Source organism: Pedobacter sp. KH_004 (assembly GCF_057840755.1).
Window position 1 is genome coordinate 4,906,308 of record NZ_CM174519.1, and the last position, 23,451, is coordinate 4,929,758.

At 39.6% G+C, this 23,451-nt stretch carries 19 protein-coding genes and 1 rRNA gene; 10 read left to right on the plus strand and 10 right to left on the minus strand.

From position 1 onward, the window contains the following. Positions 1 to 123 precede the first annotated feature (123 nt). A 5S ribosomal RNA gene (gene rrf, locus AC3ITD_RS21075) occupies positions 124 to 235 on the plus strand. Between the two features lie 328 nt (positions 236 to 563). Here rrf and AC3ITD_RS21080 read toward each other — a convergent pair. Both AC3ITD_RS21080 and AC3ITD_RS21085 read right to left on the minus strand, forming a co-directional pair. Beyond that, a complete protein-coding gene (locus AC3ITD_RS21080) occupies positions 564 to 1,382 on the minus strand; it encodes a helix-turn-helix domain-containing protein (protein WP_489362657.1) in 819 nt (272 codons plus the stop codon). Positions 1,383 to 1,414: 32 nt separating this feature from the next. Further along, on the minus strand, positions 1,415 to 2,443 hold the full coding sequence (locus tag AC3ITD_RS21085) for an SDR family NAD(P)-dependent oxidoreductase (protein WP_489362658.1): 1,029 nt from the start codon (positions 2,441 to 2,443) through the stop codon (positions 1,415 to 1,417). A 462-nt stretch (positions 2,444 to 2,905) separates the two neighbouring features. On the opposite strand from AC3ITD_RS21085, the gene AC3ITD_RS21090 reads away from it, so the two are divergent. From AC3ITD_RS21090 to AC3ITD_RS21100, 3 genes are all read left to right on the plus strand, one after another. Then, positions 2,906 to 5,296, plus strand: coding sequence for a TonB-dependent receptor (locus tag AC3ITD_RS21090; protein ID WP_489362659.1), 2,391 nt, complete (start codon positions 2,906 to 2,908; stop codon positions 5,294 to 5,296). A gap of 26 nt (positions 5,297 to 5,322) precedes the next feature. Next, positions 5,323 to 6,465, plus strand: coding sequence for a PepSY-associated TM helix domain-containing protein (locus tag AC3ITD_RS21095; protein WP_489362660.1), 1,143 nt, complete (start codon positions 5,323 to 5,325; stop codon positions 6,463 to 6,465). Positions 6,466 to 6,765: 300 nt separating this feature from the next. After that, on the plus strand, positions 6,766 to 7,044 hold the full coding sequence (locus AC3ITD_RS21100) for a hypothetical protein (protein ID WP_489362661.1): 279 nt from the start codon (positions 6,766 to 6,768) through the stop codon (positions 7,042 to 7,044). Positions 7,045 to 7,069: 25 nt separating this feature from the next. Here AC3ITD_RS21100 and AC3ITD_RS21105 read toward each other — a convergent pair whose 3' ends face one another. The 3 genes from AC3ITD_RS21105 to AC3ITD_RS21115 all read right to left on the minus strand — a co-directional run bounded on the left by AC3ITD_RS21105 (position 7,070) and on the right by AC3ITD_RS21115 (position 9,581). After that, positions 7,070 to 8,158 carry a sensor histidine kinase gene (locus tag AC3ITD_RS21105; protein WP_489362662.1) on the minus strand — a complete coding sequence of 363 codons (1,089 nt, stop codon included), beginning with the start codon at positions 8,156 to 8,158 and terminating at the stop codon, positions 7,070 to 7,072. A gap of 253 nt (positions 8,159 to 8,411) precedes the next feature. Beyond that, positions 8,412 to 9,149, minus strand: coding sequence for a LytR/AlgR family response regulator transcription factor (locus tag AC3ITD_RS21110; RefSeq protein WP_489362663.1), 738 nt, complete (start codon positions 9,147 to 9,149; stop codon positions 8,412 to 8,414). 57 nt (positions 9,150 to 9,206) lie between these two features. Further along, on the minus strand, positions 9,207 to 9,581 hold the full coding sequence (locus AC3ITD_RS21115; RefSeq protein WP_489362664.1) for a helix-turn-helix domain-containing protein: 375 nt from the start codon (positions 9,579 to 9,581) through the stop codon (positions 9,207 to 9,209). 643 nt (positions 9,582 to 10,224) lie between these two features. Here AC3ITD_RS21115 and AC3ITD_RS21120 point away from each other — a divergent pair. From AC3ITD_RS21120 to AC3ITD_RS21130, 3 genes are read left to right on the plus strand one after another with little or no spacing between them, the layout of a single operon-like run. Continuing rightward, positions 10,225 to 10,968: a TlpA family protein disulfide reductase gene (locus AC3ITD_RS21120; RefSeq protein ID WP_489362665.1), complete on the plus strand. Its 744-nt coding sequence runs from the start codon at positions 10,225 to 10,227 to the stop codon at positions 10,966 to 10,968. Position 10,969: 1 nt separating this feature from the next. Further along, complete coding sequence (locus tag AC3ITD_RS21125; protein WP_489362666.1) at positions 10,970 to 14,197, plus strand: SusC/RagA family TonB-linked outer membrane protein; 3,228 nt, start codon at positions 10,970 to 10,972, stop codon at positions 14,195 to 14,197. A gap of 11 nt (positions 14,198 to 14,208) precedes the next feature. Next, complete coding sequence (locus AC3ITD_RS21130) at positions 14,209 to 15,576, plus strand: RagB/SusD family nutrient uptake outer membrane protein (RefSeq protein WP_489362667.1); 1,368 nt, start codon at positions 14,209 to 14,211, stop codon at positions 15,574 to 15,576. Between the two features lie 140 nt (positions 15,577 to 15,716). Here the strand turns inward: AC3ITD_RS21130 and AC3ITD_RS21135 are convergent, their stop codons facing one another. Beyond that, positions 15,717 to 16,091 (minus strand): hypothetical protein, encoded by a 375-nt coding sequence (locus AC3ITD_RS21135; protein ID WP_489362668.1) that lies wholly within the window; start codon positions 16,089 to 16,091, stop codon positions 15,717 to 15,719. A 103-nt stretch (positions 16,092 to 16,194) separates the two neighbouring features. Next, positions 16,195 to 16,671: a MauE/DoxX family redox-associated membrane protein gene (locus AC3ITD_RS21140; protein WP_489362669.1), complete on the minus strand. Its 477-nt coding sequence runs from the start codon at positions 16,669 to 16,671 to the stop codon at positions 16,195 to 16,197. Between the two features lie 232 nt (positions 16,672 to 16,903). Between AC3ITD_RS21140 and AC3ITD_RS21145 the strand changes: the two genes are divergently transcribed. Together AC3ITD_RS21145 and AC3ITD_RS21150 are read left to right on the plus strand one after the other, a co-directional pair. After that, positions 16,904 to 19,372 (plus strand): TonB-dependent siderophore receptor, encoded by a 2,469-nt coding sequence (locus AC3ITD_RS21145; RefSeq protein WP_489362670.1) that lies wholly within the window; start codon positions 16,904 to 16,906, stop codon positions 19,370 to 19,372. Next, positions 19,372 to 20,529: a PepSY-associated TM helix domain-containing protein gene (locus AC3ITD_RS21150; RefSeq protein WP_489362671.1), complete on the plus strand. Its 1,158-nt coding sequence runs from the start codon at positions 19,372 to 19,374 to the stop codon at positions 20,527 to 20,529. Before AC3ITD_RS21145 ends, AC3ITD_RS21150 begins: the two co-directional genes overlap by 1 nt. Before the next feature lie 22 nt (positions 20,530 to 20,551). Here the strand turns inward: AC3ITD_RS21150 and AC3ITD_RS21155 are convergent, their stop codons facing one another. The 3 genes from AC3ITD_RS21155 to AC3ITD_RS21165 all read right to left on the minus strand — a co-directional run bounded on the left by AC3ITD_RS21155 (position 20,552) and on the right by AC3ITD_RS21165 (position 22,656). Further along, positions 20,552 to 21,118: a Crp/Fnr family transcriptional regulator gene (locus AC3ITD_RS21155; protein ID WP_489362672.1), complete on the minus strand. Its 567-nt coding sequence runs from the start codon at positions 21,116 to 21,118 to the stop codon at positions 20,552 to 20,554. A 45-nt stretch (positions 21,119 to 21,163) separates the two neighbouring features. Next, a complete protein-coding gene (locus tag AC3ITD_RS21160; protein ID WP_489362673.1) occupies positions 21,164 to 21,619 on the minus strand; it encodes a cyclic nucleotide-binding domain-containing protein in 456 nt (151 codons plus the stop codon). Positions 21,620 to 21,729: 110 nt separating this feature from the next. Next, entirely contained in the window at positions 21,730 to 22,656 is a 927-nt protein-coding gene (locus tag AC3ITD_RS21165) for a hypothetical protein (RefSeq protein WP_489362674.1), read from the minus strand. Between the two features lie 507 nt (positions 22,657 to 23,163). Here AC3ITD_RS21165 and AC3ITD_RS21170 point away from each other — a divergent pair. Continuing rightward, complete coding sequence (locus AC3ITD_RS21170; protein WP_489362675.1) at positions 23,164 to 23,385, plus strand: hypothetical protein; 222 nt, start codon at positions 23,164 to 23,166, stop codon at positions 23,383 to 23,385. The last annotated feature ends 66 nt before the right edge of the window (positions 23,386 to 23,451 follow it).

Consider the following 23,451-nt stretch of genomic DNA (forward strand, 5'->3'; position numbering starts at 1 on the left):
TTTGTTCTTCTAAGATAACTTCTTTCAATAATATGTCATTTAGGTTGTAGGTGATAAGGTGTGGGTGGTACGTTCAAGAACGTAAAACCCAATACTTAAAACTCAAGACTTATTTAAAAACATTTAGGTGCCTATATCGGTGGTGTCCACCTCTTCCCATTCCGAACAGAGAAGTTAAGCCCACCAGAGCCGATGGTACTGCGGTAACACGTGGGAGAGTAGGTCGGTGCCAAATCTTAAAGCCCAAAAGGGCATTAACGAGAACCCCATCAGCAACAGCTGATGGGGTTTCCTCGTTTAAGAGCCCCTCATAAGACTGACACTGTAGTGGGAATGTTAGCTTAAGACAAGGGTGTTGAGGGCTGGATGGCCGGCACGCTTAGCCAGCTAGAATATGCTGATCAACTCAATTTTTTTCCTTACGTTTTTTCTTATTGGGTCAAGGGTTATCGTCAATTCAACTCAGCAGGGGATAAAACGGGGTTCTTACCCGTTTCAATACCCTTAAATCAGTTTGCAGTTCCGGGGGGTATGTATTCACGATGTCCCTTTGTCTACAAATGTTAATTGTGTTTCGAACAGTTGAGCTTATTGGGAGAAATTCCGTATTTCTTTTTAAAACTGAAGGAGAAATGCGAGAGGTCTTCAAAACCTACTTCCAGATAGATTTCAGTTGGTTTTTTCTTTTTCTGGGCAAGGTGGTAATAAGCGAGTTCCAGCCTTTTTTCTGTCAGCCACGTCTGTGGCGTAGTATTGAACAGTTTTTTAAAGTCCCTGTTGAAGGTTGATAAGCTTCGTCCTGTCAGGTAGCCTAATTTTTCAAGGGACATGTTGAACATAAAGTTGCGCTGCATAAAATCAATGAGATCAATCTTGCCTGGAACATCAAAGTTCGCAAGGATACCGTCCACACTTGGCTCGATAAGACGTAGGATGTTTATCGCTTCTTCGATTTTAAGGGTAGCTAGGTTTTCGGGGAATTCACTTTCCACATCAAAATAAGGGATCAGTGATGCCAGGCAACTTTCCAATAGCGGGTGGTTGCTGAAATGGTAAATTTTCTGCCGGGGCTGTGTGTTCTTTTTATGTTCGTTTTTTTCATAAAACTTTTTTAGCCTTTCAGTGGACAAGTGCATTACAACGGTCTTATGTGGTGATCCGTTTTTCGGATAGTTGATGATGGTGGCCAGTTCGTTTCTGGGGATCAGGAAAATATCTCCTGTCTTGAAACTGAAGGTAGATTCTGCCTGTATAATCTTGGTTTCTCCCGAGATGAACCATACTAGCATATGGTCATCGAACATCAGGTCTGATTTGAACAGCTTGTCTTCGTAGCTGGAAAGCTTGATGTCCTTAGTCAGGTATTTGGATATATGCTCCATGATGATAAAGTTATTGGTTTTAACTCGCTTTATTAGTTTACTTCGAATCTAATGCCTGTCATTTCCTCAGTTAGCTTCCAGAGCCGTTTTGCATTAGCTTCGTCCAGGGAATACGGCTGTACACCACTTTGATGTATTTTAGCGTTCGTTTTCTCAAGGGGCTTTTCAGTTAGTAACGCTGCGATATCGGCATCCTCGCAGTAGACGCCGCCAATGTGGTTAAGCAGTGGACTGGTGGCTACCCATATCGAAGTAGCAGCACCCTGTGAAATGGTTTTCAGGTTGACCAGTATTTCCGGGCGAATGTTCCCGTTTTCATCGAAAAAGCCCAACTGTTTGAAAAGATCCATATCGCCATCCCTGGCAAGTTCCGTTCCCGCGATCGACCCTGGATGTAAGGAGTAGGCTCTTACCTGATGTGTTTTTCCGCGATTGTCAAGTTCCAGTGCAAAGAGGTTGCTGGCAGTTTTTGACTGTCCATAACCAAGCAGTGTCTGGTATTCCCGGTGCTCAAAATTGGGATCGTCGAAATCAAATGGTGCCATGTGGTGTCCCAGGGATGAAACATTGATTACCCGTGCGCCATTAGCATTTTTTAAAGCCGGCCACAACCTAGCAACTAACTGGAACTGTCCAAAGTAGTTGGTCGATAATTGAGATTCGAAACCACGACTGTCCCTTTTTAATGGCACCCACATGATTCCCGCATTGTTGATGAGTAAGTGCAGCGGCCTGCCTGATGCCAGGAATTTTTCTGCAAAGGCATCAATGGTTTCGGGTTTTGAAAGATCCATTATTTCGATTTCTGCGTTTGGAATACCTTCGAGATTTTTCCTTGCTTTTTCAATATCCCGTGCCGGTACAATTACGGTTGCACCTGCTGCTGCCAGTACTTTTGTGGTCTCAAGACCAATACCGGTGTTGCCCCCGGTTACGATGGCGATCTTTCCTGTAAGGTCTATTCCCTTAATAATCTCTGTTGCTGTTGAAGCAGCGCTAAATCCTGAACCCACTGGGTGTTGTAATACGCCTTGATAATTGTTCTTTTCGTTCTTTTTCATTTTGTTTTTGATTAAATCTGATAGGACAAATTTAGTCAGTTTAGAAAAGACGGGTTTTGTTCAGCGTGTCAATTTACTTTGTTTATCAGGTCAATTTTTTATGGGTTTTGGATTTGAAATGCTTTATCGCTGAAAATCGGATTCCTTTTCGTCTTCCAAAATTTTGACAAAATTAAAGGAGTAATCCATAGCGAAATACGAACGGTATGTTAAAATAACCAAGGTGCATAGGATTTGTATCAATGGCTGGAAACTTCATAACGAAATTTTTATTTAGAGCTTAAATAAACCGTTTTTGTTTATCGCCAAATAACCCATCACTCTTCAATTTTCTTCTCAACTCTATTCAAAGTCCCTAAAGTTAGAAGATACGGCTTTCAGGAATTTCAAAGATTGTTTGTAATAAGTCTAAATAAGAATATATTTGCCGAAAATAAAAGTTCCTCTTTATATCACAAGATCATGTTCAATAAATTTTTAACTCAGTCCTTCAGGCTTTTAACATTTGCAAGGGGGTGGGTTTGCCTGGTTCTTCTTACTGCGGTGTCGTTCTTTTTTCATCCGGTATTGGCTCAAATCCCAAATGGCCCAAAAGTGTCCGTAAAAGGGCAGGTGTTGGACACTGAAGGCAAAGGGCTCCCATTTGCCACTGTGAGGGTCCGTGGAAACCAGAGTACCAGCACGGACGCTTCAGGCAGATTTCAAATCGATAACATCTCACCAGCCAAGATCCAGATAACCGTTAGCATCATTGGATTTAAATCTTTAACTAAGGAGGTTTCGGTTACGAAGGATTTATCTGCTGATTTGATTTTCAACATGCAGTCAGAAGATGCCCTAAATGAGGTCACCGTTACCGCGGGCCGCAGGCCTGAAAACCTAAAGGATGTACCCTCTTCAGTGACCATACTTAATGCCCGCGATGTCAGGGAGCAATCAAATGTTAATCCATCGATAACAGCCATACTGGGCAATACTGTACCAGGTTTGGGGACTTCAAATAATAAAGCGACAAATGCCGGTCAAACGCTACGTGGTCGTCAGGTTTTGGTACTGATAGACGGAATACCCCAATCCACTCCATTGATGAACGGTAGCCGCGATATCCGCACACTTGACCCCTCAGTGATCGAAAGGGTGGAAGTAATCAAAGGGGCAACCTCTATTTACGGAAACGGCTCTGCAGGGGGGATTATCAATTTCATAACCAAAAAACCGGCCGCGGATAAAAGCATTAGCGGAACAACCAGCATAGGGATGAACGGCAATGTTGCCCACCCTTCCAACACGCTGGGTTACCGTTTTTCTCAAACCTTTTCCGGAACCCTGAACAAGTTTTCATATGTAGTGAACGGGACTTATAACTATACAGGCGTACTCAAAGACGCAGAAGGAAACGTGAATGCACAGCCCGACGGCCTGGGCGAAAATTCCCTGTATAATGCATTTATCAAAGTAGCTTATAAGCCAAATAACAATAGCGAATTTGTCGGCTCATATAATCTTTTCAGAAGCGTCCAAAATTCAGACTATGTTAATCTAGTTGGTAAGTATGGTATTAGCCCTTCGGTTGGACAGAAAGGAATTGATCCGGGTGATCCTGCAGGTACACCTTATAACCATAATGCACTGGTTTCTTATCACAATGATGCGCTGCCGTTAGCAACTACACTTGATCTTTCCGCATATTATAATGGTTTTGTATCCATGAACCGCTATGTTGCTCAGGGAACAGCCTGGTACGGGCCGGGACAAACAAAAATCCAATCTTTCAAAAAAGGCGTTCGATTGACTTTAAATACACCCTGGAAAGCAGGGGACTTGGGAACTGGGGAAATTACTTATGGACTGGATGTGCTGCATGACCGGACCAATCAGGTCCTTACCGACGGAAGAGTTTATATCCCGGATATGAATATGCTAAACGTTGCACCTTATGCCCAGATGAAATTCGACATCCTGACAAACTTTATTCTTAAAGCGGGTATCCGTTATGAAAATGCCCGGGTTAAGGTTAAAGATTTCAATACCATTGCCCGTGGTCCTAACGGGCAGGGAAGCATTGCGGTTACAGGTGGCGAAATTCCGTACAATGCGACAACTTTTAATGCCGGACTTAGATATAACAAATATGATCTCTTCAATCCGTTTGTAAGTTTTTCTCAAGGCTTCGCCATCAATGAACTCGGCAGAATCCTTCGTACAGCAACCAGCAGTACACTGGAAAGCATTGCCACCGATCCCATCATTACCAATAATTATGAAGCAGGTTTCAGCAGCAGAATTGGTATACTTAACCTGACGGCAGCTTACTTTATCAGTACCTCTAGGCTTGGGGCAAACCTTGTTGATATGGGTGGCTTTCTAGTACCCCAACGCGAACCAGAGAAAATAAAAGGATATGAGATCACTGCAGATTTAAATCTTAGTACAAAATGGATTCTGGGGGGCAGCTATTCGTATGTTGAAGGTAAGGCGGAACAGGCCAACGGAACTAAAGTTTATATGAATGGTTTACGTATTGCCCCACCCAAGGCAACGGCTTATTTAACATATCGTCCTTCATCAGCCCTTGATTTGAAGCTCTTCTGGGTATATACCGGAAGTCGTGACCGTTTCGATGTACGAGCTAACGGGCTTTTTGCCAACAGCGAAGGGGAGGTTAAAGAAGTTAGCATATTAAATCTTTCTGCAGCATACAGGCTCAATAGCAAATGGTCGGCAGGTCTAGGTATAGAAAATTTACTGAACACCTCGTATTATCCGGTGGTAAGTCAGTACCGGGCGATTGATGCGGAGTATGTCCGGGGAAATGGAGCAACACTGTCCCTTAATCTTTCGTATAATTTTTAATCATGTTTCGAAAAGTTTTTTTTTGGATGCATAAGTGGATAGGCCTCGTAACGGGGCTTGTCGTTTTGATTGTGAGTCTAACCGGATGCATCAATGTTTTTTCGGATGAGCTAAAATTGTTTTTCTACCACGACAGGTATTATGTTGATGGAAATACCGCGAGGGAATTTTTACCCTTTACTCAGTTGCGTAAAAATGCACAAAAAGTGCTAAAGCCTGGTGTCAAGATTTCCCGTGCAGAAGTTTATCCGGGAAATAGCAGGACCTGGGTTTTTCGGGCCTCATCAGCAAACAAAAATGCATTTGGTTACTGGAAACAATATGATTACTACTATCGGGTATTTGTAAATCCCTATACTGGTGAAGTGATCTATATAGAAAATACCAAGTATGAATTCTTTCAGCTCATTCTTAATCTTCACATGAACCTACTGTTGGGGGATAAAATTGGGACGATGATTACCGGGATATCAGTCCTCTGTTTTACTATTTTGCTTATCAGCGGGCTGGTACTGTGGTTTCCAAGAAAATTTACGCTCAAGGGTTTCAAGAAAGGCCTGATGTTAAAAAGGGGCGTAGGTCTGAAACGCCTGAATTATGATTTTCATAATGTCTTTGGATTTTATGTTCTCCTTCCCGCCCTGATCGTCTCTTTGACAGGTCTTGTATTTGCTTTTTCCTGGGCAGATAATTCCATGCAGTTTTTGGCAAACGGCGCAAAGAACATACAGAAAAAAGAGATTCCTAAATCTGTGCCAAGCGATGGTTATCCTGCAGAACCGACCAATAAGGTGTTGGCCTCTCTATTGAAAAAGCACCACAGTGCAGATGTATTTTCAATTAGATTCCGCGAAAAAAGCACTGATCCTTTGGATGTCCAGGTTCGTCTTGCAGAAAACAGGACGCATTTTTTCGAATGGTATTATTTTGACCGGACCACTGCGAAATTGCTTTTGCACTATAATGACCGGAATGTCATTGGTGGAGAAAAGTTCCGGAGTATGAATTATGACCTGCACACTGGAGCTTTTGCAGGTATTCCAACAAAAATCCTTGCCATATTGATTTGTCTGATTTGCGCCGCTATGCCGGTGACGGGATTTTTCATGTGGTATAATAAATCCATTGGCCAAAAAAAATCTAAAAGGAAAGCAAGCAAAACTGATTGAGACTTATCTTAAATGTTAAAACCGGCCATCCTGCAAAGCGCTATCGTTGAGGTTTTTGGCTATGAAAATCTATGTATATCTACTTGTAAGGTTTAGTGGATATGAGTTAATCTTAAAAACCTCTGGCCTCAAAGGAACAAGTTTTTGTAGCAGAGGAAATCTGGCATCCCGGAATAGAGTACGCAGTAAGGAACTCCATAGGGATTTCATCGAAAGAAAATCTCATGTTTCTTACAGGGGCGAATATGGCGGGAAAGAGTACGTCGGAAAACATTCGGTATCAACGTATACCTGGCGCACATGGGTTTTCCGGTGGCTGCAAAAGAAATGAATTTTTCGGTGAAGCAGCGCATATACTCCTCGATCAATGTGCCCGATAACCTAAATAAGGGTTATAGCCATTTTTACGCTCAGGTGCTCCAATTTCACTTTTTCCCCTTAACCATTTTGCCTGTCAGTGGATCATTTTCTCCTGTCTCCGATTTGTTAGACAAGCTGATTTACGGCAGAGTCGACAACATGTCCGAGGCTGGCAGGGAACCAGTGACCATTGCCAGGTTTGGATCGAAATTCAACTAACAAAATAATATAACATGTCAAAGATTTACACTGCTGGATAGATTTTTAAGATTAAACTGACATCAAAATAAATATCATCCCTTTTTCCGTAGGATAATAAAAATTTATCGCCATAAGCCAAACCTAATCGCTTTTCAATATTCTCCATTCCTTTATTAAAACCTGAATGGTGAATCCTGGTGTTGATTAAATTGGAAGTACTTATTGACAGTTCGTTTTTACTCAATTTAATATCTAATAAACCAGGTTGGTGTGGCTTTTGTAAATTTCCATGCTTTAGCATGTTTTCTAACAAAGTGATTATGACCAGTGGTATAAAGCGAAAATTCTTAATTTCTTCAGGGTAAAAAAGATTGATATACTGTTCTTTGTCTTTTCTTATTTTATTTAGGGATATGAGGTTACCAACCTGATGCAATTCCTCCGCCAGCCTGGGAAATTCTTCTGGTGATTCTTTGGTTTCAAGACTAAACCGCATTAATTCAGCTAACTTGAGAACTGCTTCTCCAGCGTCCTCATTAAATTTTCGAACGCTATCATATAAAAAACTCAATGTGTTAAACAATAGGTGTGGATTGATTTGGGCTCGCAAATATTCATACTTCGCAACATTCAATTCATTTTGCATCTCTTTGTTTTTCAAATCGTTTATATGTTGCATTCTTTCTGACTGTTCTCTTTTTAAACGTTCCTCTTTGAACCTCAAAAACAAAAAGTAAAAGCAGGAAAGAACGATAAAAAACAAACCTCTCCAGAGAGATTGAAAAAAACTCTTATGATTAGTAATAATAGTTGGGATGCTAAACCCTTTATGACTTCCTTCCAGTGCGTAATTAAGATAAGACCTGAAAAAAACATATAAACCGACCTGAATTATCATTAAGATAATTACCCTTGTCCAGGGTTCAGCCTTTGTAAAACTCCTCTTAAGCACAAAATGTGCATTCGTATAAAATAGAATAATATTAAGAATATAATGGAGGGCATAATTCAGAGCTTTTCCAAAAAAGCCCACTGAAAGTCCGACCAGTCCAATTTCTAATGTTATGAATATTGCCCATCCAATAAGGTGCAAGCGCTGCGCTTTTCCCCATTCGAAAATTTTCTTTGTCATGCTATAATTGCTCTTGGTGTAACCTCATTTTATCGCGGTGTAAAAACTTTTTTTACGCTAAATAATGGCTCTAGTTTCAAAATAAAAACATGAAACAGAACCCTAAAAAACTGGTCAAAAAAACAGTATTTGTTTTTAGATCGCAGCAAACAATTCGAAAGTCCGAAACTGATCCGACTACATCCAGCATCATTATTATTTCCAATGAAACGCTGATTAACCATCGTTGAACTTTGTTTTCACATTTGAATCCTTAAGACTTCCGGCCGGATCTTAATGTTTTATTCTCAGAAAATTCAATAAAACCTTGCTTATAGTTGTTGCCCATCGGAATGATGTGTGCTCCAAGCTTTAATGTGTTCCCAGCTATTTTTTCAACTCTTTCTTCATTTACGAAGTAACTGCGGTGAACTCTGTAGAACAGTGTGCCCCAAAACTCCTTTTCAACTTCCTTCATTGTCAAATAGACGGTGTAGTCCTCATCCTCAGTGACAATTTTCATGTAGTTTTTCAAGCTTTCGAAGAATAATATTTTGGATTTCTTTATCTTAAGTTTCTGTCCTCTCTCGCCGATGCTGACGTAGAAATATTTTTTTTGAGCAATCCGTATCCCTTCAATTTTTTTTCTTTCTGCATCTAAAATGTCCCAAACCGATTTTATAAATTTTGGTTTTGAGATCGGCTTAACCAGATAACGGGATGCATTTACCTCAAAAGCTTCTATTGCATATTTTGTAAATGCTGTAGTAAAGACAATAAATCGAGCGCGATTGACTAATTTTTTTGCAAGTTCAATGCCGGTAATTTCTGGCATATCTATATCCAAAAAAATAAAGTCTATTTTGTCTCTGATACTGATTTCGGATAGTGCAATTAGGGGATCAAGAAAAGTCTTGACTAATTTTAGGTTGGGATTTGTCTCAATGTAATCTGATAGAATAGAGATTGAGTGTTTTTCATCGTCGATCACGACGCAACGAAGTTGTTCCATATGTCAAAGTTTAAGGTAATCTCAAAAATGATTCCTCAACTGCTTTGCATATCCAAATTAACTTTTTTCCTTTGGTTCGATTTTAATCACTTCAGTAATTTTCTTTTGTGACAGGGAACCATCCTTGTTAATTTTGTTTGTTCTCCTTAAAGTTAAAATAACCATGTCATACTTTGGTTGCTCTAAGGGGAGGATATCTTGTATTGTGCAATTGAGAGCGCTCGCTAACAATTGTATATGCCTTATGCTGTATTTGGCACGTTCTGTAAGAGTTTCTACTTTTGAAATAAACCCATCAGATAATTTCATCTTCTGAGTTAACTGAAGTTGAGTCATTTTACTGGCACTTCTCAAGGCCCTAACTCTTTCAATCAACATAAAATCTAATTGAGAGATTTCAACAAAAATTAAGTCGTCTTCAGCTGCTACCATTTACATCTGCAAGTGACTGATTTTGATGATTTAAGTCAACTCCACTTGTGGATTTGGTTAATATTTTGTATCTTAGCTTTAACAAAATTAACGATATAGAAAAACGACAGAATATAACTTCCAATAATTTGGATTGAGTAATTACTGAAAGAACTTGTGGTGAAAAGTAGGACGTTCGAACACGAGAGGTAGGTAAAACTCAATTCCTATGCTATCTTTGTATAGCATACGGATTTGGGTCGCCTGCTTTATTTGAGTTCGGCCGCTGCAAGGCGGTGGTGGTCCTACACCTTCACTTCAAATAAAGCGTAAAGGCGGCCCTTTTCCGTTTGACTTTCGGTTAACACAGATTAGCCATGAAAGCATTTGAAATCATCATTTCTTTAAATTGCAGCAAAACATGCTATTTTCTGGCCTACTTTTTAGGTCCTCAAATCTCTGTTTTTTATACTCTCGGATGGACATTTATCATCCTAATTAGCCTGGTTATCTGTTCTCCTGAATAAGATGCCAGGCTAAGGCAGGTCAACCCTATGGTTAATGATAGAAAATAGGTTCTTTAATAATGCGCCTGCCTTAGTTCTCTTCAGTATTTGAGATTCCTCATGTAATTTTCCGATCAACTAACTTAAACCAACAAACAATGAAAAAAACGATATTATTTATCGCTATGGCACTGCCGTGGCTTTTTTTTAGGCATTATATTTTCAGACCTTTCTCAAAATTTTCACATAGCCTCTTAAGTAAAAGTATTCCTTTTCAATGCCCTTGTGAGCTAAACACAACAATTAGCGTCATGGCGTCACTTTCGAAAAAGGAAATAGCCTTTGAGTGGCTAAAGCGCAAAAGCTATCCGCTGGTTCTTTTGTTTTTTGTCGCTGTTACCTGTCAGGCACAGGAAAAAAATTCTGAAAAGAAATTAATGGTCGGGGACAAAATTAGCCATACACGATTTTCAAAAATTCTTAATTATTCGGATACCGCTATTCACTTTTCGCAGCTCAGGGGAAAAGCTGTCATTCTTGATTTTTGGGCTACATATTGCACAGCCTGTCTAAAGCATTTTCCAATGATGGATTCATTGCAAAAACAATTCAATAAAAATCTGCAAATATTTCTTGTGAATGCTTACGTCAATGACACCGGAGCAATTCTTGTCGATCTTTTAAATAAGCAGAATGCCAAAATATCGGGATTTAGATTGCCCATCGTACAGAGTACAGAAAAACTTAGGGCGACATTTCCAATAAAAAGTATGCCGCATTATATCTGGATCGGTTCTGACGGTCGTATCAAAGCGATAACCGGACCTGACCAGATTACAGTGCCAAACATTAAACTTCTAATAGCAGGTTTAACCCTAAACATAAAAAACAAAATTGAGTAGGATGAGAATAGAACAATTTAATTCAAGAAAAATGAAATGGAATCTTTTGCTGATTGTTGCCGCATTATTAATTATTACACTTTCTGCTCTCACAGCGTTAGGGCAGGATATGCAAGAGGTTCGCGGAAAAGTGACTGATCTTGATGGTAAGGTTATTATCGTTTCTGTTCGTTTTAAGGGCGGAGTAACTCTAACGGATAGAGAGGGAATTTTCAATATCAAAAATGTCAAAATAGGAGATACCATTCGTTTCACTGCTACCGGATTTAAAACTGTCTCTCGGGTTTTTGAAAGTCCAGTATCCTTCATGCTGATCAAGATGACAGAGGAAGTGCAGCAATTGCAAGAGGTATTGATACAGACTGGTTATCAGACGGTAAAACCAAATGAAATCAACGGGGCGGTTTCGGTAATTGATGAAAAAACTATCAATGTTCGCTCGGGAACAAGCATACTGGATAGAATCATTGGTCAAAGTAGCGGTCTTTTGCTTCAGGTGGGTAAATCCAATACAAATCCTCAAAGCACAACAAATATAAATATACGCGGGTTGGGAACAATCAATGGTCCTCTCGATCCTTTGATCGTCCTCGATGGATTTATCTATGAGGGTGACTACAACAATATTAATCCAAATGACGTAGAGAATATTACAATTTTAAAGGATGCATCCGCAGCATCAATTTGGGGCGCCAGGGCAGGTAATGGCGTAATCGTAATAACTACGAAAAAAGGAAAGCTCAACCAGTCAACTCAAATATCTTTTAATGCGAATTATCTGTATCAAGGTTTGCCGAAGCTTGAAAAATTGCCCACTATGAAAAATGAGGATTATGTTGCCGTAGAAAAACAGCTTTTCGACGCGGGATTTTTTAATGATCGCATTACAACAAGTCCTTGGTCTGCGTTAACTCCGGTAGTTGAAATACTGTTGTCTCAAAGAAATGGGAAAATTTCGCAAGGCGATGCCAATGCTCAGGTCCAGTCACTAATGCAAAATGATACCAGAAAATCATATCTGGACAACTTTTACACACGGGCACTGACACAGCAATATAGCATTAGCATAAAAGGAGGTGGCGTGCGCAACAGTTATTTATTGTCCGCCGCATATGATAGGACAAAGGGGCAGAATTATGAAACATCCAATCGTTTGAACCTGCACCTTGCGAATGACTTTAAGATACTGGAAAAACTCAACCTTCAAACCAATGTATATTTTACCGATGCAGTTGGAAAATCTGGTCGACCGTCTTACGGTTCGCTAAACATAGGAACCCGTTTTCCAACCTACGTTGATTTTAGTGATCCAAATGGACTTTCCACGGTGTATCGCCGGGCATACACTGATACTCTAGCAAAGGGAAGACTTTTAGACTGGAAATATTACCCTACTGAAGAATATGAGCATAATTATACTGAACGCCATTCCGAGGAATTATATGCCAACGCATCTCTGAATTATAAATTGACGGATGGTATCGGATTGCAATTGAGCTATCAGTATCAAAGGCAAAATTCCGGGGATCAAGCAACTTCAGATGCACAAAGCTACGCGGCAAGGGATCTTGTTAATTCTTTTAGTCAATTTAACTATAATACCAATGTGGTAACCTACATTGTTCCTCGTGGCGGAATTTTGTCTAACACCAATACGAATATCAATTCCCAAACAGGAAGATTGCAGGCTAATTATAACAAGACTTTTGGTTTTCACAGTATTTCGGCGATACTGGGCGCAGAAGCACGCGCTGTCAATAGTTCTGGTAATTCTATAAGGCGTCTAGGGTATCAGGAAGATCCTTTATTTTCTAACTATGTGGATGAAGTAGGAATTTATACCGTATTTCCTTCACGCAGTAGTGGGCAAATTGGGGGTAGAGGAATACTTACCAAATCAGCCTATCGCTTTATAAGTCAATACGCGAACCTGGCCTATAGTTATAAGGGACGTTATACTTTTTCTGCTAGTGCCAGACGAGACGGTTCAAATATTTTTGGAGCCAGCACCAACGATAAATGGAAACCACTATGGTCAGCAGGCATTGGATGGAAAATTTCCGAGGAGGGATTTTATGATATTGACTGGCTTCCGGTTCTATCGATAAAAACGACGTATGGTTACAGTGGTAATGTGGATTTAAGCAGAACTGCGTCATCGATCGCAAGTTATGCGACTCAAGCGATTACAGGACTCCCCTTCACAAGAATTAATACGATTGGTAACCCAAGCCTGAGATGGGAACAGTTAGCGCAGTTCAATGTTAAGCTAGACTTTGAAATGAAACACAACAGAATGAATGGCTCGGTTGCATGGTATACAAAAACCGGAACCGACCTTTACGGAAAGACAGTTTATGACTACACCGCTTGGGGCGGGAATGACGAAATAGTCCGAAATATCGCTGATATGAAAGGTTATGGCATCGATCTAGATTTGCATTCCAGGAATTTTAGGACTGCGAACTTCTCTTGGGATACGGATTTTTATTTCAGTTACAATATAAGCAAAACAAAAAGATATTTACGTAAAACAGGTAACAGTCTAGTTGGCATTTTGACCAATGGCAAAGCGATAACTCCGCTGGAAGGATATCCTCTTTATTCAATTGGCGCATACAAATGGGGCGGCTTGGACAGTAAGGGTAATCCTCAGGGTTATGTGAATGGTGTTTTGAGTACAGACTACACTGCAATTTTGAATGAGGGTACAAAGACAGGTGACAATATTGAATACCTGGGATCAGCCAGTCCAACTTATTTTGGTTCGCTGATCAATACCTTCAGACTCGGTAGCTTCAACCTTTCAATAAATTTAAATTACAAACTCGGCTACAAAGTTACCAAACCGACTTTCTCAAGTTATCAATTGGTGAGCAATGGCATAGGACATGCCGATTTCGAGCAACGCTGGCAGAAACCAGGTGATGAGGCAATAACAAATGTTCCGGCATTTACCTATCCAGTCAACAGTAGCAGAGATGGTTTCTACGAATTTTCTGCTATCAATGTAATTTCTGGTAGCCATTTAAGAGTAGATTATGTGAAACTGGGATACCAAATAAGTACCGTCCAGTGGAAATTCCCGTTTCGCAATCTGGAAGTTTCAGCCGGAGCCCAGAATCTCGGCGTGATCTGGCGAGCCAATTCATTTGATATAGATCCGGACTACGTCAATTTCATTCCTCCAACCACTCAGTTAACTTTTGGCCTACGCGCCTCCTTTTAAAAAAAACAATCATGAAAAAATTAAATGTTTTAATCTTAATGATATTGGCGTATTCAACTGCAATTCTCCCGGGTTGTAAAAAATATCTTGCAGAAAAATCTGATATGAGGCTGGTAATTCCCAAAACTCTCAGCGATGCGCAGGGGCTAATGGACGACGTTAACTATATGAATCTAAAAACTCCATCATATGGAGAATCCTCAAGTGATGATTACTTTCTTCCGCCCGCAAGCTATACGGCTATCACAACTATTGCCCAGGATATATACACCTGGAAACCGACTCCTTACCGATACCAAAATGACTGGAGTTTTGGCTATCTTGCTATTTACAATAGCAACCTTTGCCTGGAGCTATTGCAAAATCTCGAACGGAATACGTCCAACAGTTCCCAATGGGATAACGCAAAGGGAAGTGCCCATTTTTACCGGGCTTATTATTTTTTAATGCTAACTGGTCAGTTTGGACTCGCCTATGATGAAGCCTCTTCGGGTAAAGATCTTGGAATTCCGCTGCGACTGGAATCTGACTTCAACATTCCATCTGTCAGAGCTTCTGTATTCGATTGCTATCAGCAAATAATTAAAGATGCGACCACCGCACTCGAATTACTTCCAGATTACCCGCAGCATGTAATGAGGCCATCGAAGGGTGCAGCCGGAGCACTTTTGGCCAGATGCTATCTCAGCATGCACCAATACGATATTGCCTTGAAATACGTCACAGGGGCACTAGCTTTAAACAATAAGCTAATGGATTTTAATGGAGATCCTGACGTTGCCTCCCTAGCTGGAAATACACCATTTAAAAAGTTTAATAAGGAAACCATTTGGTATACAGAATTATCAAGCGGGTTTGGCATTCATACAATTTCCCGTGCAAGGATAGACACGGTTCTTTATGACAGCTATAATGTTAATGATCTGCGAAAAACAGCCTACTTCCGACTTGCGGCACCATACCAGCAGTTTAAAGGCAATTATACTGCAAACGTCAATCAGTTTTTCTCAGGTATTGCGACCGACGAATTATATTTGATCAGTGCGGAGTGTAAAGCTTATCTTAATGATATTGACGGCGGAATGAGCGACCTAAATGCCCTTTTGAAAACACGATGGAAAAAATCTGTTGTGTTTCAGCCACTAACAGCCTTAGATCGTACAGATGCACTGAATCAAATAAGGCTTGAGCGGAGAAAGGAATTGCTTATGAGAGGCCTGCGCTTTTATGATATAAAACGATATAATAAGGAAGCTGCAAATTTAAATTTAACAAGGATTGTCAATGGGAAGGTCGTAACACTGCCCGCGAATTCATCATTTTATGCCTTGCCTTTACCAACGGATATAATCGAGATATCCGGTATGCAGCAAAATTAAATAAAAACTGTAGGGAGTGTCAAACTCCCTGCAGTTACTGTGTGTTTTTTTTGCACGGTCATTTCGCATTTGTTTAACTTTAATGCAGTATTAGTCAATCATTCAATTCGACTCGCAATTAAACAAATGTTGAAATTAAACTATTGAGCGCGGTTAACGATTTCCATTGAATTATCGGAACTTCCAGCTACTATGTAATCGCTCGAGGTTGGCGACAAAGAAGCATTCAAGTTCAAAGTGGATTTTAACGTTCCGTTTGGGTTCACATAACTAGGATCAACAGTGATGGTACATGGTCGTTCGTCTCCCGGATCACATTCTGGAGCACTATTATCATGAATCCAGTTACTTAAATCTTCCACTGCACCCTCCCCATAGGTCGAACCTGCATATCTGAATTTTTGTGGATCCTTTTTACCACTGTTTCCTTTAAATGCCGATCCGGCAATCACAATTGTTAATCCTAAAGCCGCGGCCACTAGGCCTCTGCTTACTTTTTTTAGTATTGTATACATAATTTAAGGATGCTTTTTACTTTGAAAAAACAAGCGAAAAAGTTTATTTGAGGTTTAGGCACCATGCCAAGGTTGATTGCGTTAATTTTTTTATAATTTATTTTTATTCTTTGCCGCTTAACCTCCTTTCCTGTCTGCTGATTGTAATAAGACAACCCATATTTATAAAAAACAAAAGCATATTAAAGTAGAGATGGGTTTCCCAGTTCATCTTAGAGATAAGGCCACCGCAACTGCAGGGGACGATTGGAAAAACATGGGTCAGGATCATTGTGATGTATGTCGTAAACCCTAATATCAAAGTTAAGGAAAGCCAAAGCCCCCATTTGTGTTTATTAAAAATAAGCAGCGTAGCAGCGGTTAGCTCAAGAATTGGGACAAGATAAGTCAGTAACTGCTGTATTGAATAAGGAAAGGGTTGCTCCTTCATCTGGAGCTGGTAAAGTTTTAGATCAGCGAGCTTTGCAAAAGCTGCATAAGACCATAGCAGTGTTAGCAGGAATATTCCAATAGTATTTAAATGTAATACCAATCCTTTATAACTTAAATGCGCCCATTTATTTGAATAACTATTTTCCATGTTTTGTTCATTAAAACCCATCTGATTGTAGATTAAAGTTCTAAACAATAGAAATAATATTTACTACCCGAATTCGGCAATTTTTGCTCTTTTTACACCCCTTGACAGATCAAAAAATGATACATTTTGACTGATTTCTCCCCTGTACCATGCTATTTTATGAAATGATAAAGCAAAGTGTTATGTTTGCGTCTTATTCTTAATGAGTCTAAATAATAATTGATTATAATTTATGAAAATAATTTTTACCCAAGTTGCGCTATGTCTATTTTTCTTTCTGTGCCTTGAACACACGGCCTCGGCTCAACAGAGTGTTAATCTGCAGGGTTATGTGCGCGATAATCAGGGAAACCCTCTTCCTGGTGCTACCATCGCTGTTGTTAATACAAAACTTACCACTTCAACAAACAATAAGGGTTTTTACCGCTTTCAGGTAAACAGGGGTAAGTTGACTTTACACTTTAATTTTATCGGCTACAAGCAGTCTGTCAAAACAGTCCAAATTGATGGAGATACAAATGAAAATATCGTTTTGGTCGAGTCAAATTCAGATCTTCAGCAGGTAGAAATTACAGGGCGTAAAGAAAAAGCCTACAAAACCAAAGCAACCTTTATCGGTAAGATTGAAAACGAACTCAAGGATATTCCTCAATCTGTTTCATATGCCAGTAAAGAACTGATCGCCGATCAGGGTCTGATGCGTGTAGGTGAGGTGGTAAAGAACTTTAGCGGGGTAAACCAGTTCAGTTTTTATGATGACTTAACCATCCGTGGCTTTCGTGTGAACGGTCAGAGCAATACGCAGTTATTGAACGGCTTAAGAACAAGTACCGGTTTTTGGAAACAGTCACTTGCCAATTACCTGGAAAGGGTAGAAGTATTGAAAGGTCCATCTTCGGCACTTTTCGGAAACGCAAGTCCGGGTGGTGTGGTAAACCGCGTAACCAAAAAGCCTCTTGATGAAACCAGAAGATCTATCAGTATGACCCTGGGTAGCTTCAATACTTTTCGGGGGCTTGCCGATTTCACCGGGCCGGCATCAAAGGACAGTACCTTACTTTACCGAGTAAATGTTGGCTATGAAAATGCGGAAACCTTCAGGGATTTAATGTTCGACAGGAATTTCGTAATTGCCCCTTCACTTACTTTTGTCCCATCTGAAAAAACGAGGATCAACTTTGATCTGGTATATACAGATTCCAAGAGCAGACTTGATAGGGGACAACCGATTTTTGGCAGCTTTGATCTAAACTCTACGCCACAATCTTTATCGTTAAACACTACAAATGATTACCTTAACGAGCTAACCTATAATGCAACGCTTTCAATTACACATAAAATTAGCGATGTATTGAGCCTGAATGCCTCATACCTTAAGACAGGTTATTCAGAAGATCTAAATGAACATCGTACCTCCAACGCATATGGTGTTGATGGTAACGGCGTCGCAATTAATAATCTTGCCGGAATGAATGTACAGATCAGAAAGCGCAAACGGTTTATCGATAACTTTTCAGGTTACATAAATTACACCCCTACAACCGGTCTTTTATCACATAAAATAGTAGCAGGTTACGATTTCGGAAGTGAAAAGACCCCTGTAGGTGGTTCCCAGATGACTGCAAGCGGATACAGAAATGCAGCGAACAACGGTTCAATTGCTAACTACGTTCCAGCAAACAAAAGCAGATATCTGCTGGACGCGGCCGGAAACCCTGTGCCAAATGTTCCCCACTTCAACCTGAATGACCCGTTGTCTTCCCAAAGGATGCAGGATGACAGTAAACTTTTCTTTGCACAGTCAGTGGTAGCGCCGGCCTATTATTATCTGAATTCAGGATATGTGCAGGATCAGATAAAAATCGGTGGGCTGCAGGTTTTACTTGGTGTCCGTTATGAATATTATACCGATTTTGCCAACTATAAAACTCCAACAGAGGCAAAGGCGAATTCTCATGCCTGGCTACCACGTTTAGGTGCAGTATACACAATTAATTCGAATATCAATTTTTACGGAAGTTATGTTGAAGGCTATAATCCGCAGACTTCAGCGACCATATCAAATCCAAATGTGGGAGGGCCTTTTGATCCTTTGAAAAGCAATATGATAGAATTTGGTACAAAAACCAGCTGGTTCAAAGATCAGTTAAGTATTACTGCAGCGGTTTATCAGGTTAAGCAGACCGGAGCGCTGTATGCAACGCCTGGAGTAGTTGATGTATTGAGACAGATAGGGGATGAGCAGTCAAGAGGCGTTGAGTTTGATGTCATTGGGAAAATTATGCCTAACTGGAATGTAATTGCATCATATTCATACAATAGGGCAAAAATACTGGAAAGCGGTAATGCAGGCGAGGTGGAAATTCAAAAACCTAACGCTCCAAAAAACACTGCTAATTTATGGACACGCTACAACTTCATCGATGGTGTCGCAAAAGGTTTTGGCATCGCCCTGGGCATAAATTACATGGATAAAAGAAATTTGATTTATGATCCTAAGTTTTCTCCGGAAGAACAGATTACTATACCATCGTTCACTCTTTTCAATGCAGGACTGTTCTATAATATTGGCAAACTACAGCTTCAGTTAAATGCAAATAACATCGGCAATAAAAAGCATTGGGTTGGAGGATACGATTATCTGCGTTTATTTCCAGGACAGCCTGAAAACTACATGCTAACAGTTGGATACTCATTTTAATGGCCAAAAGTAAATTTAAAAAGATTACCGGATGGCTCCATCTTTGGATAGGGCTGGTAACAGGATTTGTTGTTTTGATTGTCTCCCTAACAGGATGCGTTTATGTATTCAATGAGGAGATATTTAATGCCGTCCACCGGGATATTGTATACGTTCAGAAAACTGGCCAGCCAAGGCCGGTTTCTAAATTGCTTGCCATTGCCCAGAAGGCGGTCGGGCCTGGTAAAGTACTCTCGAATGTAAAAATTTCAGCAGATAACAAAAGTTATATATTTTCCGGGTTTAAAGTCAACAGGAAAGATAAGATCAACCTCTGGTATTTTAGTCAATTTGAATATCAGGATGACGTTTATGTAAATCAGTATAATGGAAAGGTCCTGCGGGTAATCGATATCCGTTATGAATTCTTTAACATTGTAGAACAACTGCACAGACAGTTGTTATTGGTCAAGCCGGTCGGAAGTATTATCGTGGGCACTTGTATTTTGCTTTTTCTCTTCATGCTCATTAGCGGTTTCGTCCTTTGGTTGCCCAAAAACTATAAACAGTTTAAAAAAAGTATAACGATCAAATGGAACGCGAAGTGGAAGCGCGTAAATTACGATCTTCACAATTCACTAGGCTTTTATGTGCTGCCTGTTGCGATGCTTATTGCCATTACAGGTCTGGTATGGTCCTTCAAATGGTGGGAAACCGGTATTTACAAGCTTTTGGGAGATAACGGCAAAGCCGGTTTTGCTCGGACACTACCAGTAATAAATGAGAGCGATTCGACACTGAACAAAATTGATCTCATCCATTATGATCTTGTGAAAAGGCTTCAAGGTGATTGGTCGGAGATTGGCATCGGGATCCCAACGGAAATTAACAAGGTATCAACCTCTTTTGTCAGTATTGAAAGTAATGCAGATGGTTGGCGGGGTGTTAGTTATTATTTTTACGATGGAAGAACGGGGAAAATAATTGATGTCTTACCACATTCAAAAAAAACGCTGGGCATGAAATGGAGAAATTCGAATCTTCCGCTACACACAGGTAGGATATATGGTTTGGGTACGCAACTATTGGCCTTTTTTGCCGCCTTAATCTGCGCTTCACTACCGATTTCCGGCTTTCTGATCTGGCTTGGAAAAAGAAGGAAGAAGACAAAATCATAACCCAGGCTTGAGATAGCCTATTTTATCTACGATATTTCCTTTTTATTTTGAAGAGATATTTTGATTCGATTGCGAGTAGGGAAGCCAGAATCTTATGAATGGGAAGATTAATTAATTCTGGATGCATGTCCTGAAAATAAAGAAATCTTGTTTCCGCATGTCTGATCCTCAGCATTTGTTCTCTCTGTGTAACTTCCTGATATTGTTCCTCATAGATTTCCAGAAGTATTATTAGAAATTTCGGATTTGCCCTGGCAAGTTCACTCCACTGGGTTAGACTTATTGAATAGCCGGAACTGTCCTTTAAGAAATTTATGTACTCATTTGTTTGACTGAATGAAAAAAACGACGTAGTCGGGAAAATAAACCCAGTCTGTAATATCCACGATGTATTTTCTTTCCCCTCGAAAATAAAATATCCTCTTGCCAGACCTTCTTCGATAAAATAAAGTTCTGGGTATGAATGATCTGGTGTGCTAATAAGTAAACCTTTATTGAAAGTTTTCTGAACAGAGATTTCGACCAGTTGGCTTATAAGAGGTTCGCTTGCATTTTGAAGACTTTGCAGTTTTTCGATGAGTCGTTTCATTTGAATATGATTTAGGGTAAATTTTAAGCTGTGTCAAATATGTGTTTACACGTCAGGAAGTTTATTGTTGCCGAGAAGAAGTTCCAGCAATATGTTCAAATGCCAGGCGGTATATGATAAATTCAAGAGGTACGCATCAGGGAATAATTTCATGAGGTTCGAATAATGCTTTTCGCTAAACGCTACCAAATAAGAATCCTCCAAAAACTCTACATAAAGTTCAAATCTTGACATTGGCATAACGTTTGGAAAATGATACAGGAATTCATCAGCATTATAGGTTCGGATAACAATTTCTTCATCACTATCTTTGTCGATTGCCATTAGCCTCAATGACCCGCTTTCAATCAGGGGATAAAAATTATTATCTTCTCGTTTCAGGAACACTGTCTGGCCACCCTTATATGCGGTTTTTTGGGCTATTGTTGAGATGTATGCTTTGAGTCCAGGCGAGAGTGAGTGAAATGCGTTTAGTTTCTTTGAGTAGTTTTCGACGTCCATAATCTTTTTAGGGGTAAAGAACGGCTATTTGGAAACTTTGTCAAGTTGCAGAAATTTTATCGTCTTGCAACCCCTCATCAAAGTGCGAGATTCGCAGTATTCTTACAATTTCAATATCTTTCTTGAGCTAATGCGAGCATTTCACTGAGCTTTGCAATCACTTTCTTAATATCTTCACTAGCATGATTATAGTGAGCGTTTCTAGCACTTTTTTCAGATATTGAATCGCGTTCCACCGTGCTAAAGTGCCTTGCAATATATTGGTGCGCAAATTTTGCCCTTTGCCATATTATTATACCGGTCTCCATCTGAAGGTGGACGAAAAAGGCCAGCTGTTTAACTGAAAAGGAAACTTTATAGTTGGCGTTCATAATCCCTGCTTCCTCAACTTCGTGATTCACAAATTCCATAGCCCTGAGTAAAAGGAGTTCTTCTCGAAGGAATTTTTTTATAGTGCGCTGAATATCGGGTTTTCTTGTAAACTGGAGCATTTGGGTTTCTCTATATAAAACCCTTATCTCTTTTCTGTAAAAACAGACTGCTGAGATTTTTTCGCCTAAAGTTGTCTTATTCTCAATCTCTTTTGCAATATACCCTTTGGTGTAAAGAAATAAGTCAGGATGATTTATTCCAAGCCCAATGAAAATTTTTATCATGCAAAACTCATCAACCGAATCAAGCAAGACAATATCTTGATGAATTTTATAGCACGATTCTTTCCAAAATTCCAGATCTATAAAACTGATTATCTGACTGACATCCAAAATCGATCTTGTGACTTGCATCAGGTTAGAATCCAATTTCTTATTTGCAAATTCTCCAACTATTAAACCTAAATCATCCTTAATTTCGGAAGTTTCTGACTCTTTCATTTTTATCGGGATTCTGCCTTTATAATTGAAGATCTCCGGAAAGATTTGTTTCATCCAGGTTAGTAATTCTTCCATTATATCCAGCAATGCTTCCAGAGTACTTATGATAATCTTGTGGTCCGGATCTTTTTTCCTGAGCGTTTTTTCGCTACTGGTCTTATCCATTAAAAGGGTTAAGTTTTGTTGGTGAAAATTGAAATATGCTTTTGACTTTTCATGGTTATTTAGTTCAATGGCCACATCTCTGAAGGCTCTGATCAGTCGGGAATGTTCTCTTTCCAGATTTTTTTTTGACTCCATTGCAAAATTTTTTGCAAAAGTTTTTTTCGTTTGCAGGATAGTAAGATGTTCCTCGAAAAAAATAAATTGGTAATTCATAGCTGATTTTTAGCACAATTTATGACTGAATTCACCTCTCAAAGAGATTTTTATACCGAGGCCTGTGGTAGTTACACGAATAGTTTGATTATGCCAACGAACGTATTCTCAAAAGTAAAATTTAACGAATATTGTCTCGAAGATTTATCTGCTAATAATCTATTCAAAGGGGGTTGATCAATTATGCAACTGATAGTTAACTTGATTTAGAGTGCGAATTGGCACAACTTGCGAAAGTTCCTGTAGCATTATCGCAGGTTCAGTCAACCAACTTTTTACCTAAATCCTTTCTCTATGTTGATCCAAACTTCTGAACAGCTTTATTTAGAAATGACCGCAAAACTGCTGGCCGTAAAACGAGAACCAATCAGTGAACTGACCAGGTTTTTATCCACACTAAACATTATCGAAAAGGATATAGCTCGTTTGAAATTATTGGTAAACCAATTGAATTTCTCTTCTAAAATGGAAGAGATATTATTCTTAGGAAACCAAACCGAAATTCTATTGCTGTAAAATTTTGATTGTTGAGAATTTCAATATTCTATGAAGTAGGATCATAAATACCCCATGTTCCGCTTT